This window comes from Streptomyces sp. NPDC097640 (assembly GCF_040302705.1).
Taxonomy (GTDB): Bacteria; Actinomycetota; Actinomycetes; order Streptomycetales; family Streptomycetaceae; genus Streptomyces.
Genome location: NZ_JBEOSB010000024.1, coordinates 104,764 through 121,517 on the forward strand (window position 1 = coordinate 104,764; position 16,754 = coordinate 121,517).

The 16,754-nt window shown below is 69.7% G+C and carries 11 protein-coding genes and 6 pseudogenes; 7 read left to right on the forward strand and 10 right to left on the reverse strand.

Translation table 11 applies throughout. The features are described 5' to 3' along the window. Positions 1-105: 105 nt before the first annotated feature. From ABTY62_RS32565 to ABTY62_RS32580, 4 genes are all read right to left on the reverse strand, one after another. Positions 106-930 (reverse strand): carbohydrate ABC transporter permease, encoded by an 825-nt coding sequence (locus tag ABTY62_RS32565; RefSeq protein WP_352133016.1) that lies wholly within the window; start codon positions 928-930, stop codon positions 106-108. Then, complete coding sequence (locus ABTY62_RS32570) at positions 927-1,895, reverse strand: carbohydrate ABC transporter permease (protein ID WP_352133017.1); 969 nt, start codon at positions 1,893-1,895, stop codon at positions 927-929. Before ABTY62_RS32570 ends, ABTY62_RS32565 begins: the two co-directional genes overlap by 4 nt. 19 nt (positions 1,896-1,914) lie before the next feature. Continuing rightward, on the reverse strand, positions 1,915-3,156 hold the full coding sequence (locus ABTY62_RS32575) for a sugar ABC transporter substrate-binding protein (protein WP_352133018.1): 1,242 nt from the start codon (positions 3,154-3,156) through the stop codon (positions 1,915-1,917). Between the two features lie 131 nt (positions 3,157-3,287). After that, positions 3,288-4,334, reverse strand: coding sequence for a LacI family DNA-binding transcriptional regulator (locus ABTY62_RS32580; protein WP_352133019.1), 1,047 nt, complete (start codon positions 4,332-4,334; stop codon positions 3,288-3,290). Between the two features lie 473 nt (positions 4,335-4,807). On the opposite strand from ABTY62_RS32580, the gene ABTY62_RS32585 reads away from it, so the two are divergent. Beyond that, positions 4,808-8,470, forward strand: a complete 3,663-nt coding sequence (locus tag ABTY62_RS32585) for a LamG-like jellyroll fold domain-containing protein (protein ID WP_352133020.1) — start codon at positions 4,808-4,810, stop codon at positions 8,468-8,470. A gap of 69 nt (positions 8,471-8,539) precedes the next feature. On the opposite strand, the pseudogene ABTY62_RS32590 reads toward ABTY62_RS32585, so the two are convergent. The 4 genes and pseudogenes from ABTY62_RS32590 to ABTY62_RS32605 form a co-directional block, all read right to left on the reverse strand. After that, positions 8,540-8,727: pseudogene (locus tag ABTY62_RS32590) on the reverse strand (LysR substrate-binding domain-containing protein); the annotation flags it as partial. Positions 8,728-8,834: 107 nt separating this feature from the next. Further along, positions 8,835-9,170, reverse strand: a pseudogene (locus tag ABTY62_RS32595) (integrase core domain-containing protein); the annotation flags it as partial. Next, positions 9,142-9,351: pseudogene (locus ABTY62_RS32600) on the reverse strand (hypothetical protein); the annotation flags it as partial. The pseudogenes ABTY62_RS32595 and ABTY62_RS32600, both read right to left, overlap by 29 nt. 137 nt (positions 9,352-9,488) lie before the next feature. Next, on the reverse strand, positions 9,489-10,136 hold the full coding sequence (locus ABTY62_RS32605) for a TetR/AcrR family transcriptional regulator (protein ID WP_352133021.1): 648 nt from the start codon (positions 10,134-10,136) through the stop codon (positions 9,489-9,491). Positions 10,137-10,211: 75 nt separating this feature from the next. Between ABTY62_RS32605 and ABTY62_RS32610 the strand changes: the two genes are divergently transcribed. The 5 genes and pseudogenes from ABTY62_RS32610 to ABTY62_RS47580 all read left to right on the forward strand — a co-directional run bounded on the left by ABTY62_RS32610 (position 10,212) and on the right by ABTY62_RS47580 (position 13,734). Beyond that, positions 10,212-11,414, forward strand: coding sequence for an FAD-dependent monooxygenase (locus ABTY62_RS32610; RefSeq protein ID WP_352133022.1), 1,203 nt, complete (start codon positions 10,212-10,214; stop codon positions 11,412-11,414). A 319-nt stretch (positions 11,415-11,733) separates the two neighbouring features. Further along, entirely contained in the window at positions 11,734-12,288 is a 555-nt protein-coding gene (locus ABTY62_RS32615; RefSeq protein WP_352133023.1) for a hypothetical protein, read from the forward strand. A gap of 85 nt (positions 12,289-12,373) precedes the next feature. Continuing rightward, a pseudogene (locus ABTY62_RS32620) lies at positions 12,374-12,766 on the forward strand (hypothetical protein); the annotation flags it as partial. Positions 12,767-13,125: 359 nt separating this feature from the next. Next, a pseudogene (locus ABTY62_RS32625) lies at positions 13,126-13,266 on the forward strand (IMP dehydrogenase); the annotation flags it as partial. Between the two features lie 306 nt (positions 13,267-13,572). Further along, on the forward strand, positions 13,573-13,734 hold the full coding sequence (locus ABTY62_RS47580; RefSeq protein ID WP_502997558.1) for a hypothetical protein: 162 nt from the start codon (positions 13,573-13,575) through the stop codon (positions 13,732-13,734). A 188-nt stretch (positions 13,735-13,922) separates the two neighbouring features. Here ABTY62_RS47580 and ABTY62_RS32635 read toward each other — a convergent pair whose 3' ends face one another. Next, the gene (locus ABTY62_RS32635; protein WP_352133024.1) at positions 13,923-14,246 is read right to left on the reverse strand and encodes a hypothetical protein; all 324 of its coding nucleotides are present in this window, start codon (positions 14,244-14,246) and stop codon (positions 13,923-13,925) included. Between the two features lie 199 nt (positions 14,247-14,445). Here ABTY62_RS32635 and ABTY62_RS32640 point away from each other — a divergent pair, with 199 nt between their 5' ends. Beyond that, entirely contained in the window at positions 14,446-15,534 is a 1,089-nt protein-coding gene (locus ABTY62_RS32640) for a LacI family DNA-binding transcriptional regulator (RefSeq protein WP_352133025.1), read from the forward strand. 227 nt (positions 15,535-15,761) lie between these two features. Here the strand turns inward: ABTY62_RS32640 and ABTY62_RS32645 are convergent. Beyond that, positions 15,762-16,648: pseudogene (locus ABTY62_RS32645) on the reverse strand (acetylxylan esterase). Positions 16,649-16,754: the final 106 nt, after the last annotated feature.

A 16,754-nucleotide genomic window follows, 5' to 3' on the forward strand; every position in this document is an offset into this window, starting at 1 on the left:
GGCGGGTCGGCGGCATACCGGGCGGCTGTGGCGGCGTACCGGTCGATGGTGTGCGGCGTCCCGGCGGGAGCTTCCCACGGGCGGGGGAAGGATCGCCGGGGAAGGTCAGTCCTTGACGGCGCCGGCGGTCACGCCGGCGGCGACGTACCGCTGGGCGAGGACGAGGATGACCGCGGCGGGCAGCGAGGCCACGACGGCGGTGGCCATGATGGCGTTCCACTCCTGGTTGTTGTTGCCGATGTAGTGGTAGATGCCGAGGGTGATCGGCTTGTGTGTGGCGCCGCCCGCGAGGGTGCTGGCGAAGACGAAGTCGGACCAGGACCACAGGAAGGCGAACAGGGACACCGTGACGACGGCGTTGCGGCTCATCGGCAGGACGATCGACCAGAAGGTGCGCAGGGGGCCGGCGCCGTCGGTCTTCGCGGCCTGGAGCAGTTCGCCGGGGATGCCGGACATGAACGCGGTGAAGATGAGGACCGCGAAGGGGACGGCCAGGGTGGAGTCGGCGACGATCAGGCCGGGCACGGACTGGAGCAGTCCGAGCTGGAGGTAGATGGCGTAGAAGCCCATCGCCATGATGATGCCTGGGATCATCTGGGCGGCCAGGAGAAGGAAGCTCAGTACCCCGCCGCCGCGCGGGCGCAGCTTGGCCAGCGCGTAACCGGCGGGCGCGGACAGAGCCACGGTCAGTACGACGGTGCCCAGGCCGATGACGAGGCTGGTGCCGAGGTAGGGCAACTGCTCGTCGAGGACCCTGCGGTAGCCGGCCAGCGTGCCGTGGACGGGGAACAGGTCCGGTGGGCTCTTTCGCATGTCCTGGTCGCGGGTGAAGGACACGTTCAGCATCCAGTAGACCGGGAAGAGCATGATCCCGGTCAGCAGAAGGCCGATCGTCGTCTTTCCCCAGGTGCGCTTGGAGCTTCGCATCATGTCAGCGCCTGCTTTCTCTGCACCCGGACGTAGACCAGGCCGAAGACCAGGGCGGCGATCACGAGCAGGTTGCCGACGGCCGCGCCCGGGCCGAATGCGGGCAGCAGGTTGCCGAAGCCGAGCTGGTAGGACCAGGTGGCGAAGGTCGTGGATGATTCCGCCGGGCCGCCCTTGGTCATGATCCAGATGATGTCGAAGACCTTGAGCGTGTAGACCAGCCCCAGCAGCAGGGTGATCGCGGACACGGGGCGCAGCAGCGGGAAGGTGATACTCCAGAACCGGCGCCAGGCACCCGCCCCGTCGAGGGCGGCCGCCTCGTACAGGCCGGCGGGGATGGACTGAAGGCCGCTGTAGAGCACGACCAGGTTGAACGGGACACCGATCCAGATGTTGGCGGTGATCACCGAGGTCAGCGACCAGGAGGGTGACGTCAGCCAGTTCACCGGGTCGATGCCGACGGCGTGCAGGGCGGCGTTGACGACACCGGAGTCGCTGTTGAGCATCCATGACCAGGTGGAGGCGGACACGATGAGCGGCAGCAGCCAGGGCACCAGGAACAGGGCGCGCAGGGTGGCGGAGAGCCGGAAGTGCTGGTTGAAGAAGACCGCGAGGGCCAGGCCGATGGCGTACTGGAAGAACAGGCACACGGCGGTGAACACCACGGTGTGGAACAGGGCGGGGGCGAAGGTCGGGTCGTCGAAGACGGTGCGGTAGTTGGCCAGGCCGGTGAAGGGTGCGTCGCCCTGGACGAAGGAGCGCACGGTGTAGTTGCGCAGGCTCAGATCGAGGTTGCGGTACAGCGGATAGGCGTAGAAGAGGGCGAGGTAGAGGGTGACCGGGGTGAGAAAGGCCCAGGCGGCCCACTGCTGGGAGCTGGGGCGGCGCCGTGCCCGGGGCGGTGCGGTGGGGACCGCCGTGCGGTCGGGCACGGGTCGGCGATGCGGCACTTGTGTCGTGTGACTCATCAAAAGGCCCTGGAGTACGTCACTTGACGGCGGACTGAGCGGCGCTCAGTGCGTCCTTCGGAGACTTCGAGCCGCTCAGGGCGGACTGCACGGCCTTCCACAGCTGCTCGGAAATCTTCGGGTACTTGGTGCCCAGGTCGTCGCTGGTGCGGCCCCGGGCGGCCTTGACCGCGTCAACCCACGGCTTGAGCCCGGGGTTGGCCGCCACCTGCTTGTCCTGGACCTCGGAGGTGGGGGCGACGTAGGAGAGGGTGGTGTCGGTGTCGTACAGGTTCTGGGTGCTGGTCAGGCAGGTCGCGAGTTTCTGCGTGGTGGCGTAGCGGTCGGTCGAGTCCTGGACCGGGACGGTGACGAACTCGCCGCCTGTCGGGGCCGACGCCTTGCCTCCCTCGATGCCGGGGATGGGCAGGACGCCGTAGTCGAAGCCCGCCTTCTTGGCGTTGGCGAGCTGCCAGGTGCCGTTCTCGCTGAACGCGTAGTCGCCGGTCGCGAACTCCTGCCAGCTGGTGGTCTGGGTGTTGTTGAGCACCGAGTTCGGGGCGTAGCCCTTGGCCAGCCAGTCCTTCCACAGAGACAGCGCGGAAACGGCCTGGGCGGAGTCGAGCTCGGTCAGCTTCGTGCCCGAGCCCCAGAACCATGGCAGGAACTGGAAGCTGCCTTCCTCGGTGCCGATCGCCGAGAACGTGATGCCCTTCTTGCCTGCCTTCTTGACCTTCTCCAGCGCCGCGGTCAGCGACTTCCAGTCCTTGATCGAGGCGATGTCGACCCCGGCCTCCTTCAGGACCTTCTTGTTGTAGTAGAGGGCGAGGGTGTTGGCGCCGATGGGGGTGCCGTAGGTCTTGCCGCCCGACTGGCCGGCCGCGAGCAGGTTGGGATCCACTGGGGAGGTGTCGAGCTTGTTGTCGTCGGTGGTGGTGAGTACGCCCGCCTCGGCCAGGGTCGACACCACCGGGTTGTCGACGATGAGGACGTCCGGGGAGTTGCCCTGTTGCGCGGCCAGCAGTGCCTTGTTCGCCAGGTCGCTGGTGTCGAAGCCGGTGCGCTTGACCTTCACACCCGCCTTGGTGCCGCACTCGTCCAGCAGCTTCACCCATGCCGAGCCCTTGTCGAACTGGGGATACGGGTCCCAGATGGTGTACGTGCCGCTGTCCGACGCTTCCGCCCCGGTGCCTCCCGAGCCGCAGGCGGTGGCACTGGTCGCGACGGCCAGGGCGGTGAGGGCTGCGGCGGTGAGGCGACGCCGTCTGGAGGAGCTGTTCATGGCCGGTCCTTTGTTTTTGGCATGCCGGTGCCGAGGGCTGGAGGTGGTGGGGAGGGTCCGGGCACGACGAACGAGAACTGCTGAGCGGTTCGAGCGTCCGGTGGGCGTGAGGAGGTGAGCGTGGGGTGCGGTCAGGGGGTCGTGTCGGGCCAGGTGTCCGCCGCGGGCGTGGTTCCCGAGGGCCCGGTGCTGGCCCGCAGGGAGATGGGCGGCGTGAGGAGATGGTGCCGGGGCGGCGCGTGGGGATGGTCTAGCCGCTCCACCAGCAGCTCGACGGCGAGCCGCCCCATTTCGGCCGCCGGTACGTCCGCCGCGGTGAGCTGCGGGGTCACCGTCTCCGCCCAGCGGCCGGCCACCACTCCGGTGACGGAGAAGTCGCGCGGTACGTGGCGGCCGGCCTGGGCGAGCCCCCGGTAGAGACCGCCCAGCGCGGCCTCGTTCAGCGTGACGAGGGCCGTGGTGGCGGGATCGTCGTGCAGGATGCGCTGTACGCAGCTCTGGCCCGAGGCGGCGTCGTCCCCGCAGCAGTACGTCCGGACCGTCAGCCCGCGCTCCGCGGCCGCCTTGGTGAAACCGTCCAGGCCGCGGTGCGCGGACTCGTACCCGGCCCGCAGCAGCTGCTCGGGACGGTTGACGAAGGCGACCCGGCGGTGGCCGAGATCGGCCAGGTGGTGGACGCACGCCTGCACCAGCGCGGTGTGGTCCAGGGCGACCCACCAAACGCCCTCGGGACGGGCGGTGCGGCCGATGGTGACAGAGGGGAAGTCCAGGGCGGCCAGATGGTCCACCCGGTCGTCCTCCAGTCTGATCTCCATCAGGATCGCCCCGTCGACCCGCCGCTCCCCCAGCAGCCGCTGGAACGACCGGTCACTGTCCACGCCGCTCGGCGACAGCAGCACGTCGTAGTCGTAGGCCGCGGCGGCCTCCACCACGCTCCCGATGAAGTCCAGCTGCATCCCCGTGTAGTGGTTCCCGGCCGGCGGGAAGACCAGGCCGAGGGTGCTGGTCCGCCCGTTGGCCAGGGCGCGGGCACTGGCGCTTGGCCGATAGCCCAGCTCGTCGACGACCTGCTGGATCTTCCGGCGCGTGTCCTCCGACACCGGGCGCTTGCCGCTCAGCGCGTAGGACACGGTGCTCCGCGAGACACCGGCCCGCCGCGCGATCTCACCGATGTTCACGGCAACTCCTTGCTCGAACCAGTTCGACGCTTCACAGGAGGAGCGCCCGCCGGTTGTGGGGATGCGGTACGGGACGAGAGGGGCGCCCCGGCCGTCGAACCGGTTCGTGTGAAGCGACGTTAGGAACCGCCCGAACGCCTGTCAACACCCTGAACATCACTTTCTCGATCCATCCAAGGGCTGGGAATCGCACTTGCGTCGCAGGGATTGCTGGTCGGGTTTCCCGGTGCTAGCTTCGCGAACCGGTTCGACGAAGCGATCCTTCCGGCAACCCTGGGCGCGCTCCGCACACCCCCGAGGAGAGGAGCTGCCGCCCCGGCCGGCCGGAGAGGTTCCCGTGGCGCAGGAAATCGAACCGATTCGCCTGACACCAACACCACCCTCAAACTCTCCCGCCGGGCCGCCCCATGGACGAGCAGCCGACCGAGGTCGGCCGACCGGAACCGCCAACTCAAGGATTGAGGACGCAATCCATGCCATCCGCTGACAGATCCACCCGGCGCCGGGCACCGGCCGCCGTGGCGCTGGCCCTCGGCGCGGGCCTGCTGGCCGCACCAGCCGTCCCCGCGCAGGCGGCCGACACGCCCCAGCCCACCGCCCGCTACACCTTCGACCAGGACGACCTGTCCTCCGGCAAGATCACCGACAGCTCCGGCAACGGCCTGACGGCGAGCCTGGTCAACGGCTCCACCGCCCGGTCCGTCGCCGGCACGGGCGGCGGCAAGGCGCTCGCTCTCCCCGGCGGGGCGCCCACCTCCACCGGCGCGTACGTCCGCCTGCCCCGCGAAGTGGTCGGCGACGCGGACAGCTTGACGGTCTCCGCCCGGGTGAAGTGGAGCGGAGACGCGTCGTCGTGGCAGCGGATCTTCGATCTGGGCACCAACACCACCAAGTACCTCTTCGCCACCCCGTCCAACAACAGCGGGTTGCTGCAGACCTCCGTGACCACCGGCGGAGGGGGCGCGGAGACTCAGATCCGCGGCTACGCGCCGCTCCCCGCGGACGAGTGGCGGACCGTCACCGTCACCCTCGACACCACCGCCGGCCGGCTCACCACCTACCTCGACGGCGTGGCGGTCTCCTCAGCCGCGACCGGTGTCAAGGCCAGGGACCTGTTGGACAGCTCGGCCACAGCCGCCGGCTACATCGGCAAGTCCTTCTACCCGGATCCGCTGCTCAAGGGCGCGATCGACGACTTCACCGTATGGCACTCGGCGCTCAGCCCCGAGCAGGTGGCCGGCATGGTCGGGGAGGTGCCCACCCTCCAGCAGCTCTCGCAGATGTCGTTCGAGGTCCGTACGGCGACCGGGACCGCCCCGTCCCTCCCCGCCGCAGTCCGCTCCTCCTTCTCCGACGGATACGACCGCGACACGCCGATCACCTGGGACGCCGTGGCTCCCGACAAGTACGCCCAGCCGGGCACCTTCACCGTGGCGGGAACGGCCGCCGGGCGCGCGGTGGAGGCGACCGTCACCGTGGTCCGAGAGGGGCAGCTCACCGTCGACCTCGGCTCGGACACCGGCGCGTTCCACGGCGGCGCCTCCGGCACCCTCTACGGCGTGTACGGACCGGACGTCCCCACCAACAACCTCATCGAGGGCATGGGCCTGCGCACGGTCTCCACGAAGGCGCAGGACGGCCCACAGCACCCCGGCGCCGACGCGCTGGAGGTGGTGGGGCCGCTGGCCGACTCCACCGACGGTGACGTGTACATCTACATGACCGACATCCACCGCGGTTTCCCGTACGAGTGGCCGGGCGACACCCCCGAGGAGAAGCTGGCGCTCTACAAGGAGAAGATCGCGGTCCAGGTCGACCAGGTCCTGAACCTGCCGAAGCAGTACCAGGACAACATCGTCTTCGTGCCGTTCAACGAGCCCGAGGGCAACATGTTCGGCACCGGTCAGTGGAGCTACAACAAGGTCAGCTGGCTGACCGACCCGGACGACTACTTCGCCGCCTGGGACGACGTCTACAAGCTCATCAAGCGCAAGATGCCCGGCGCCCGGATCGCCGGTCCCAACACCAGCATCCTGTACAACCAGGTGAAGGGCTTCCTCACCCACACCCTGGCCGCCGACACCCTCCCGGACGTCATCACCTGGCATGAGCTGAGCCACCCCGAGGCGGTCCGCGAGAGCGTCGCCACGTACCGGGGGTGGGAGAAGGAACTGTTCAAGGGCACCGGCAAAGAGGGCACCCAGCTCCCCATCAACATCAACGAGTACGCCTTCAACTACCACACCTCCGTCCCCGGCCAGATGATCCAGTGGGTATCCGCGATCGAGGAGTCCAAGGTGGACGCCAACATCGCGTACTGGAACATCGACGGCAACCTCTCCGACTCCGCCGTGCAGTCGAACCGCGCCAACGGCCAGTGGTGGCTGCTGCACTCCTACGCCTCGATGAGCGGGCACACGGTGAAGGTCACCCCGCCGTTCCCGGGCGAGAACTACTCCATGCAGGGCGTCGCCACCGTGGACGAGAAGAAGCGGCAGGCCCGGCTGCTCTTCGGCGGGTCCACCGGCAAGGGCCACATCACCTTCGCCGATGTCCCGAAGAAGCTCTTCGGGAACCGTGTGCACGCCTGGGTGCGAGAGATCGAGTGGAGCGGACAGTTGGGCGACAGCTCCGGCCCGAAGCTGCTCACGGAGACGAACCTGAAGGTCGGTGACGACGGCAGGGTCGTCGTCGACTTCGGCGACGGCGAACTGCCGAAGCTGAAGGAGTCCTCGGCGTACGAGATCGTCCTCAGTCCGGCCGGGAAGGCGAAGGGCACGCAGTCCACGCCCGTGCGCTGGCAGGCTTCGTACGAGGCGGAGGACGCCGCCCACACCGGGTCCGGCTACTCGAAGAACGGCCCGGAGGGCTCCCCCCGCGAGGTGTCGAAGTTCTACACCTCCGGCGGCTACGACGTGGGCGGTCTGCGCACCGGCTCGGACGTCACGCTCGACTTCACCGTGGACGTGCCCGAGGACGGCACCTACGACCTGGGCGTCTTCGCCAACTCCCTGAACACCTTCGACAAGGTGAAGGAGCAGGGCCCCACCAACGTCTTTCTGCGCGTGGACGGCAAGGCGGACAGCGAACGGGAACTGCACCTGCCGCTCGCCTACAAGTGGGTGGTGTGGGACCACACGGACACCAAGGTCCACCTCACCAAGGGCAAGCACACCCTGACACTCGCTGCGAAGAGCGTCGACGGCAAGCGCGCCACCAAGGGCGACGCCATCGTCGATCGCCTCGCCCTCTCCCTCCCCGATCCTTCCGCCGCCACCCAGGTGTACGAAGGCGAACTGGCCTGGCCGGACGGCGGCGCACGGCCCGTCTACGACCTGCCCAAGCGGGCCGGAACCCCCGCCACCGGCTCGGGCGCGATCCAGCTCCCGAAGAACGGGACCGCCACCTTCTGGGTCTACTCCCCCGCCGACCGCGAGGCCACCCTCAAGGTCGACACCCTCGGTGGCGCGAACGCCCGGCTCTCCGTCAACGGACACCACGTCCTGCGCCTGTCCAGGGGCAAGCACAGCGTCGCGGTCTCCCTCTCCGGCGGCATCAACAAGGTGACACTCACCGGAGGCTCGTCCGCCACCCTCGTCGACCGCCTCACGGTCACGCCCACCGAAGGCACGCTCACGGCGCGCACATACGAGGCCCAGGACGCCAAGCTCGCGGGCTCGGCCACGCTCACCCCGCTCTCTCTGGCGACCGACGGCACGGCGATCACCGGCATCGGCGGCGACCCCGGCAACGGCAACACAGCGACCTTCACCGTGAATGCCGACCGGGCCGGCCTGAACGCGCTGCGCATCCGCTACTCCAACCCCGAGCAGTCCGAAGCCACCCACTACAACCCGGACCCACTCGCCCGCCACGCCGACATCACGGTGGGCGGCGGCAAGGCGCAGCGCGTGACCTTCCCCCACAGCTTCCACCAGAACAACTTCTGGGAGCTGACCGTTCCGGTCCACCTCGAGAAGGGACAGAACACCATCACCTTCCGCTCCGAGGAACTGCCGAACTTCGACGGCACCACCTACGCCTCGGACACCTTCCCCGGGGTGCTGCTCCGTTCCCGCTACGCACCGCTGATCGACCGGATCACCGTCGCGCCGTACGCACAGGAGGTGCGATGAGGTGATCACCCGGCAGTAGCCCGGGTCCGCCATGGTCGGCGGACCCGGGCTACTGACGGGTGATACGCATCAGGCAGCCGCGGAATTGTCGCGCAGGAAGCCCGCGAACGCCTCGGCGGCAGGGGTGAGGACATGGTCGCTCATGCGGACCAGGAGGATGCGACGCCCGGAGCGGGGGGTTGAAGCGGCAGGACGCTGACGCCGGCTCGGATGCCCTCCAGGGCCAGGGTGGGGGCGAGGGCGATGCCAGCGCCGGCGACGGCGACGAAGCGGCACGCCTGTGGCGTGTGAAAGTCGAACGCAGCTGCCGCTGCATGGCCTCCCAACTCCCGGACTGCGGGTGCCGATAAATCATCCGCGCAGTTCAGGCGGCGTGCTGGTACTGATGGAGGACTCCGCCGAGTCGGTCTCGTCGGCTGACTTCCAGGTGGGTGAGTTGGGCTTGTTGGGTGATGGGTGCGGGGACTGGGCGGCATGGGGCGGCTTGTTCGAGTGCCCTGTGCGGGCGGTGTCCGTTGTAGAAGGTCTCGTACTCGCGCAGGGTGTGCAGGAGGTGGCTCCGGTTTCAGATCAGGGTCCGGTCCAGGAGTTCGGTGCGGCAGGTCTTTATCCAGCGCTCCATGAGCGAGTTCATCCGCGGTAGTCGAATACCGGTGGTGACGACCTTCACGCCGGCATCGGTCATCAGGGCGTCGAAGGCGGGGGATGAACTGCGGACTGTCGGCGGCCTGGCCCGCGGTCAGGACGAACACCAGCGGCCGGCATCTGCGGTCGGCGGCCAGGTGGACCTTGCTGGTCTGCCCGCCCCTCGAACGCCCCAGAAGGGCGGCCTTCAGCCGGAGCTTGCGTTGGCGCCTCACCCGTCGTCGCTCCTCCCGTCCGGGATCGGCTTCGCCGTCTCCCGCGAATCCGCACCGAGGTCGCCGCGAAGCGGCGTCCCTTGGGGACGCGCGAGGCCAGGACAGCAGGATCAGCTCCCGACCTGCTGCGGATGCCGGCGCGCCGGGAGCTGACGTCGTCAGGCGCTGGTGTCGAGGATGCCGCGGAGCAGCTCCGCGAACCCCTTGCGCAGCTCCGCGCGGCTGGGCACGGCGGCGTGGTCCGGTCCGGCGGCGCAGAGGAACATCAGCCCCTCGCACCAAGCGGCGAGTGACTGGGCGTGGCGTGGCGGTTCGGGGGATCCCAGGGCTGTCAGCAGTGTCTCCAGCGGCTCCCGGAAGCCGCGTCCGGCCGTGTCGTAGAACTCCCGCAGCTCGGGTCGGCGAGTCGCCTCCAGGGCCAGTTCGTAACGGGCGATCAGCAGTTCGCGCTGGCCGGTCAGTGTGCGGTGCAGGGCAAGGGCGAGGGCGTCGGCCACCGCGTCGAGCGCGTCGCCGTCCTGGCCGTCCGCGGTGTTGAGGGGGCTGCCGCCCGGGTGCGGCAACTCGTCCGGTGCGAGTACCCGCGCCTCCCGCTCGGCCAGCCGTCGGACGGCCGCCGTGAGCAGGGCGGCGCGGGTGCGGGCATGGTTGGAGGTCGAGCCCTGGGGCAGCCCGGCCGCCTCGTCCACCGCGCGGTGTGTCAGGCCGCGCATGCCGCGCTCGGCCAGCAGCGCGAGGGCGGTGTCGGCGATGAGCTCGGCGCGGGATCCACCGGCCAGGGCGGCGGGGGTCTGATCAGCGGTCATGGTCCCTCAACCTATCGCCCCAACTACAGGTGTAGTAGCTTGACCGTTACTACACCTGTAGTATCGGGAGGGATCATGAAGCAGCCCCGTGCCGTCGTCATCGGCGCCGGAGTCGGCGGACTCACCGCCGCCGCGGCCCTGCACCGCAGTGGCTGGGCCGTCACCGTCCTGGAACGCGCTGCCACCCTGGAACCCGTCGGCGCCGGGATCTCGCTCGCCCCCAACGCCCAGCGTGCCCTCGATGTGATCGAACTCGGCGACGAGATACGCGCCCTGGCCGCCTGGCGGAGCGACGGCGAACTGCGCGCCCCCGGCGGCCGCCGGCTCGCCCGGATGGACGGCGCGGCGGCGATCGGGCGGTTCGGCGGCCCGACCGTCCTCCTCCACCGCGCGACCCTCGTGGCCCTGCTCGCCTCCCGGCTGCCCGGGGACCGCGTACGCACCGGGGCCGCCGCCGAACTGGCCGACCCCGGCGCCGTCGGCCGCCCCGCGCGCGTGACCGTGGCAGAGGAGGAGTTCGAGGCCGAGCTCGTGGTCGCCGCCGACGGCATCCACTCGGCGGCCCGCCGCGTCCTCTTCCCCGGCCATCCCGGGCCCCGCTACGCCGGATTCACCACCTGGCGCATCGTCGCCCCCGCCCCCGAGCGGCCCTTCACACCGCACGAGACCTGGGGACGGGGACGGTTCTGGGGCACGCATCCGCTCCTGGACGGCCGCATCTACGCCTACGCGGCGGCCTTCACCCCGGAGGGCGGGCGCGCGCCCGACGACGAGAAGGCCGAACTGCTCCGGCTCTTCGGCGACTGGCACCGGCCGATCCCCGATGTCCTCGCGGCCGTCGAACCCGGCGATGTCCTGCGCCACGACATCCGCCACCAGACCGAACCGCTGCCCGCCTACCACCGGGGCCGCACCGCCCTCCTCGGCGACGCGGCCCATGCGATGACCCCGACCCTGGGACAGGGCGGCAACCAGGCCATCGAAGACGCCGTCGTCCTCGCCCACCACCTGACCGCCGCCAAGGCCGCCGACCTGCCGGGCGCACTGACCGCCTACACCCGCGACCGGCTGCCCCGCACGACGGACATCGTGCGCCGCTCGGCACGCAGCAGCCGCATGCCGGCCCTCTCCAGCGCCCCCGCAGCCGCCCTGCGCAACGCCGCGCTGACCGCGGTCAGCCGACTGGGCCCCGGCCTGCTGCTGCGGGGCTTCGACGGCATCGCCGACTGGCGCCCGCCGGGCCCGCGGCAGGGACGGGCCGGGCACGGCCCGTCATGAGCGGAGCGGAAGCCCCGGGGCTGCGGGGACACCAGGAGCCCCGGCGGCACGGCCTGGTCACGGCCCGACGTTTTGGCACCGGGCGCCAGGATGCGGGCCATCTCGCTGTGCACCGGCATCATCACCGCCATGGAAACCATCCGGGACAGCCTTTTCACCCTGTTCGGCATCAGGACCACCGCGGTCATGACCTGAACCCGGACGATTGCCGCGCCCGACACCGACCGGGTCCCGGCCGCCGCGCAGCATGCGGCCGCGCTCCGCCGATCCAGCGCGACCGGGACCAGCGGCCGGGCCCCGGCATACAAGGGATAAAGCGATGACATTGCATTCCGATGTGGCCGAGTTGCTGGCGGGGGCCGGCATCGTCGACGTGGACGTCGACGATGCCGTCGCGGACGAGCACATCCGATCGTCCGCCTACCAACGCGTCGTCTCGGTAACCGCTTCCTCGCGGAGCCGCGACCGAGACCGCGCGGTTGTGGCCACGATCCTGCGCGACCCCATCGACATCGTGTCCAAGACGGCGGTGATCGCCCTCGTGGACAAAATCGCGATGAAGGTGACCGGTTCCGCCGAGTTCCGGCAGTGGTCGGCCGAACTACTGCCAGAGATCGACCAGCTCAAGGCAGAGGGGTACCGCGAGTTCATCCGCCGCCGCATCCACGACTGGCTGTTCCACCTGTCCATCAAGGACGGCCATACGCCGACACCAGCCGAGTTGGCGAAGGTCACGGACTGGATGCAGCGCCGCCTCGCCGAGCATTCGATGTCGCCGGCGGTACTCACCCTGCTCGCCGAGTCGGGCAGAACCAGGAAGACACGAAACATCGCGCAGAACCGAGCCGGAAACCACAAACTGAGGACGAAATGAGTCGGTGGTGGCAATTAGCAGGCGCGCCGACTGCCTCACTCACAAGAACGGCGTCATATCTCGCTGTCTCGTGTGATGCGCCGGAAACAGCGATCACTACCAGGACATCGTCATCAGCGCCGCGGGCGAGGACCTGAACGGCGTCGCCGACACCGGCGCGGTCACCGTCCTGTACGGCTCCACGAGCGGCCTGAACACAACCTCCGGCGCCCAGTACTTCGCGCAGAGCACCGCGGGCGTGCCCGGCGACGACGAGAAGTACGACGGGTTCGGCGCCGACACCAAGCTCGACGACGTCACCGGTGACGGCAAGCCCGACCTGCTGGTCAGCTCCTGGGAAATCTCCGGCGACGGCGCGGTGACGTACCTGCCCTCCAGCGGCACACAGATCACCACAATCGGCGCCCGCTCCGTCTCGCCGGGCTCATCGGGCGTCTCCATCACCGGCACGCCGGAGGTCGGCGCCAACTTCGCCGACTGGCCACCACCCCAACCCCTCACCGGGTCCGCTCCCCACCGGGACGCGGGCCCGGTCCGTCGTGATCCTGCTCGAAGAGGTCGTCAATGCGGCCGTCCGGCAGGGGCCCTGCGGGCACGTGAAGGCCGACAGTCAGGCACCTTCTCCTCGGGCTGGTCGGTTCCTGGTGCGGGAATGTCTGGGGATCGGTGCTGGTTGGAGTATTCGCGGGTGCCGGCCGGTGGACAGTGTCCCCGGGCCTCACCTATTGCCTGTGGGGAAGATCGTTCGGCTGAAGCCCCACGGTGCCTTTCGCCGCGAAGGCGACCGCCACCGCCGGCAGCCCGCACCCCACAGTCCGGCGTCGGCCAGGCTCCCCCATCCTGGCCGACGCCCTCGGCGATGTCCGCGTGGAGGAGCGCGAGGATCCGGAGATCATCGAGCCCACCGACGCGATCGTGAAGCTGACCGCGACCTGCATCCGCGGATCGGACCTGTGGCCCTACCGCGGGATCGAGCCCGCCGACCACACGGCCGCCTGATGTCGGAGTACTTCCAGCCGCAGGCGGAGTCGAGGTCCGGGCGGGGCGAACCCGCAGTTGCTTTCGCTTGGCGAGCAACTGCTGCGACGTGTGCGGCTGTGCCCGTTCCAGGCTCAGCGCATGAAGATCACTGTGCGGTCAGCGGCTGAGGCGGACCTGCTGGCGTTGCTGACGCGCCATCCTGGTGACCGATGGGTTCAGCGGCCCCCAGTAGGATTTTGACCAGGTCCTTGGGTGCGTCACGCATGAGGTTGTGGCCCCTACCGTGGCCTTGCCAAGACCTCATTGGCCCAAGTCCTGACCGCGGCCGCACTCAACCTTCAGTTGACCGGACCGGTCCGCTATGAGCCCGGCGACCGGTTCTGGCTCGCCGCCCTGTCCGGACTGACACCCCGGCGCCACTGGCACGAGACCTTCCCTGCCACCCCCGGCACCCTGCTTGCCTGACACCGCAGATTCATCACCGCGAAGTGGGACTACACCGCGCGCCGACGCACGGGACGACCACCCACCCCGGTAGCGATCAGGACGCTCGTTATGCGGCTGGCCCGGGAGAATCCGAGGTGGGGACACCGACGGAGCAGGGACTCGATGCGTATGCTCCGCGGCCGCACCGACCGGCGTGGCGCAACAGCTCACGCGGCCACGTCCCAGCCACGGACCACGTAGCCCAGCAGATGGAGGCCGATCGCCATCGGCACGGGAAACATCTGGCCGCGACGAGCCTCCGGCAGCCACAGCGATCGCGACAGCACATCCGGTTCCGCGTACGCCGCGGCGTACGATGCGGCCGATGCAGCGAACACAGCCGCCGGATCCTGCCCGGTCCGCCCACACACCGCGATCGGTGGTTTCGCCCGGACCTCAGCGAAGCCGTGATTCTGGCCCGCGTCGACCTGGCTCACGATCGACTCGGTGATCTTCAGTGCGCGTGCGTCCAGCCCACGGACGTCACCCATGCCACCAACCGTACCCACCGGGCCCGGCAGCACAGTATCGAGCCGGAACCGTGAAGCTTCCCGGTCGGCGCAAATGACACCTCTGCAAACCCACGACCTGGGCCGACCTTGCCCCCGTGCCGCGCCCCGACCTAGAGTGAATGCGCTTTCATACTCTTTCAGGCTCTGCGGGCCTGCAACGGACTCGGAGGGCTTCTCAGTGAGCACAGCTCCCACTGTGTACGACGTCGCCGAACGCTCCGGCGTCTCCATCGCTACCGTGTCCCGGGTCTACCGCACCCCCGACACGGTCCGCGCCCAGACTCGCGAGCGGGTCCTCACGGCCGCCCGCGAGCTCGGCTACGTGCCCAGTGGAAACGCTCGCGGTCTCGCCAGCCGCTCCACCGGAGTACTCGGCCTGTGCTTCCCTGACTACTCCGACCCGGACGCCGAGTCAGAGGCCAAGAACAGCGCAGGCGACGAGGCCGACGACGCCGCGATGCTCTACTCCGACCAGATCATCCGGGGCATGGAGCGCGCCGCACGCCGCCACGGGTACGCGCTGCTGATCGCCGCCTCGCTCAACGGTGGCCCGGAGAGCCAGGTGGCGAAGGTGGCGGGCCACGTCGACGGGTTCGCGGTACTGGCCCGCACCGTCCCGACGGAGGACCTGGAGGTCATCTCGCAGCGGCAGCCAGTGGTCATGCTGGCCGGGCCCCGCGAGTCCGACGACCTCGACCACCTGGACCACATCGAGGTCGCCAACGCCGACGGCCAACGGGAACTCACCCGCCACCTCATCGAGGACCACGGGCTGCGCCGCCTCGCCTACGTCGGGTCCGCGGAGGAGTCGCCGGACGTGGAGGCCCGTTTCCGCGGGTACGTCGAAGCCTGCCGCGCTGCCGGAGTCTTCGTGCCCGAAGAACCCGATCTGCGCGTCGGCATGATGACGCAGGCCGAGGGTGCCCGCGCCGCCGATGCCCTCCTCGACCGGCCGGGCGAGCGGCCGGAGGCGCTGCTGTTCGCCAACGACCAGATGGCAGTGGGCGCCCTGCACACTCTGGAACACCGAGGCGCGCGGGTACCGGAGGACATCGCGGTCACCGGCTTCGACGGCATCGCGCTCAGCCGCCTGGTGCGCCCCGCGCTCACCACGGTGCGCCAACCGATGCGACAGATGGGCGAGGAAGCAGTGGAGCTCCTCGTACGCCGCCTGACCGGGCGCCAGGACAGGAAGCCGGTATCGATGGTGCTGCCGGTGTCCGTCACTCGCCGGAGCAGTTGCGGGTGCACAGGCCACGGGAAATAGCCGCCGACCACCGGGGCACGACGCGGCGACGTTCCGGGGCCGGGAGTCGGCGTCATCGCTGAAGGCGGCAGCGGGCTCGTTGACGACACATGCACCGTCGGCACGGCCCCCTTCACGCCGCGTAACACCCGGGCACGGCTGAGGTTCCCGGGCCGCGGACGGCTCGTGGAACAGGTGGTGGGGAGCCGCCCGTCCATGCTGAGCCGCCCACTACCGGCTTCCGCACGTCACTCGAGCATGCGGGCGAAGAACGCAGCAGTAACCGCATCCAGCTCGGTCTGCTCCGCCTGCGTCCCCCCGTACTCGAAGTGCCCGGCTTCCAGCACGTGCAGCTCGCCCGCCCCGGTCGGCGCGTTGTACACGGCGAACTGGCCCGGTGGTGGCACCGACGGGTCAAACAGCGCTGCGGCCACCAGTTACCGGTTTACGGAGCCGGCCCGCCGCCGTCACCGCGTCGAAGCAGACACATCGACGACTTCAGGGTGGTCCGCATGGTGTCGGCGCACCGCCGCTCCGCTGCCGACGCAGCCCAGGGTCAGGCGCAACGGATGGTTTCCGAACGTCGGCACCGTCAGTTGCCCGATCGCGAATCGGTCGCCCCAGGGCAGCGCCAGGGCACCGAGTCCGCCACCGAAGCTCACCCCGCAGTACCCGAACCGCGGCTCCGGGTCGCCCAGCACCGGGACGAGTTCCAGCAGCGCCGACGCCGCGCACCACAGGTCGGCGACACACTCCCCGATGACGTACGTCTCCCGCGAGGCGATCCCGTGCAATACGTGCTCGGCGGAGACGCATGGCACGGAGGGCGTCATGCTGCGACCCGCCATGCCCCGCACGCACGGCAGGATCGCCGCCGACCTCGGCAGCGGCAGTGGTACGACACCTCGTGGATCCGCACCCCGTCCCGCTCCTCGACGAGCCGCCCGACCTCGGGTTGCGGCGCCACCGCACGGGCCTCCTCGTACCGGCCCAGCCAGAACGCGTCGAAGTCGGCGGGGCCCTCGGGCGCGGGGATGCGCAACAGTTCGCCCAGGCCACAGCTGTAGGAGGGGTCGGAAGGAAAGTCGTGTGCGAAGGTGCGGGCGGAACGGGCGCCATCCGTGCCGGCTGTCATGCCCGCGACCTTAGGTCAGGAGGTACGGCCGTCGCGAGCGATTCGCCTGGGCACACGCGGGGTCCGGTGGAGTGGAGTGTCTCGTCTAGGGTCGACGTGCGCCCAT

What these genes read in the sequence shown, in the direction of transcription:
- ABTY62_RS32610 (WP_352133022.1), top strand. Translation starts at nt 10,212, where the DNA reads ATGAAGCAGCCCCGTGCCGTCGTCATCGGCGCCGGAGTCGGCGGACTC.
- ABTY62_RS32615 (WP_352133023.1), top strand. Translation starts at nt 11,734, where the DNA reads ATGACATTGCATTCCGATGTGGCCGAGTTGCTGGCGGGGGCCGGCATC.
- ABTY62_RS32585 (WP_352133020.1), top strand. Translation starts at nt 4,808, where the DNA reads ATGCCATCCGCTGACAGATCCACCCGGCGCCGGGCACCGGCCGCCGTG.
- ABTY62_RS32565 (WP_352133016.1), bottom strand. Translation starts at nt 930, where the DNA reads ATGATGCGAAGCTCCAAGCGCACCTGGGGAAAGACGACGATCGGCCTT.
- ABTY62_RS32635 (WP_352133024.1), bottom strand. Translation starts at nt 14,246, where the DNA reads ATGGGTGACGTCCGTGGGCTGGACGCACGCGCACTGAAGATCACCGAG.
- ABTY62_RS32605 (WP_352133021.1), bottom strand. Translation starts at nt 10,136, where the DNA reads ATGACCGCTGATCAGACCCCCGCCGCCCTGGCCGGTGGATCCCGCGCC.
- ABTY62_RS32570 (WP_352133017.1), bottom strand. Translation starts at nt 1,895, where the DNA reads ATGAGTCACACGACACAAGTGCCGCATCGCCGACCCGTGCCCGACCGC.
- ABTY62_RS32575 (WP_352133018.1), bottom strand. Translation starts at nt 3,156, where the DNA reads ATGAACAGCTCCTCCAGACGGCGTCGCCTCACCGCCGCAGCCCTCACC.